Consider the following 796-nt stretch of genomic DNA (forward strand, 5'->3'; position numbering starts at 1 on the left):
TGTAGTAGAAATGGGGATACCCCTCATAGCGGTCGAGGGCAAGTTCATCTCGTTCCGACATCGACCAGACTGCCGCCGGAACGGTACAGCCCTGTTTGGGCTCGATGGTCAGATAGGAACCGGTCTTGCTGCCCTTGAACAGCAGCTGGTAATTTGGAATCTCCGCAGTTCCCACAATTTTGGCATCCGGGCAGCGGAACTGCATCTGTTTCACGTTCAGATTGCTGCCATAGGCAAGGTAAAACTTTTTCATGCAATCAAATCCTTTCTGAAAGGGATACCCTTTCACCACCATAAGACCGTCGAAGCGGTCTGGTGTAGCTGGTAGCAAAAGGCTGTCTCTTTATCTGCCGAACCGGAAGGCGGCATCGCCGTCCAAGTTTCTGGTGAGGAACGTTCTGGCGGTGGCGAACTCCTCGCCAACCAGACCCAATCGAATCAGCCATGTTCGCATGGCGAATTTCGGATTTTCCGTTTGCTGTGGCTTTGGACTTGCTGTTTTCAGTTCCTTTGCCATTTCGGAAAGGGCAAGGCAAAGCTGAATGTAGCTTTTCAATTGCCCAGCATGGAGTCCATTTTTCTTTTCAGCTGTAGGCTTGTCAAACTGGAAAAGTCTGAATTCGATTGTTCCCTTTGTAAAAGTTGCGTGATAGTTCAGCATATGGTATCGGCTGTCGTTGTAGTGCTGATCTCTGCCATAATTTGCACCGTTCGCCGTATACCAGATGTCTGCAAACTGTGCCATGTTGGTGGGCTTTTTCTGGTTCAGCTGTTCGATGAATTGGGGATTGACCGT

The 796-nt window shown here is 49.6% G+C and carries 2 protein-coding genes; both read right to left on the minus strand.

Translation table 11 applies throughout. The features are described from left to right. On the minus strand, positions 1 to 253 hold a 253-nt coding region (locus RUMCAL_RS05925), incomplete at its 3' end, for a gamma-glutamylcyclotransferase family protein (RefSeq protein ID WP_040647235.1). A gap of 90 nt (positions 254 to 343) precedes the next feature. Continuing rightward, on the minus strand, positions 344 to 796 hold a 453-nt coding region (locus RUMCAL_RS05930; RefSeq protein WP_021681740.1), incomplete at its 5' end, for an amidoligase family protein.

It is taken from the genome of Ruminococcus callidus ATCC 27760 (assembly GCF_000468015.1).
GTDB classification, from domain to species: domain Bacteria; phylum Bacillota; class Clostridia; order Oscillospirales; family Ruminococcaceae; genus Ruminococcus_C; species Ruminococcus_C callidus.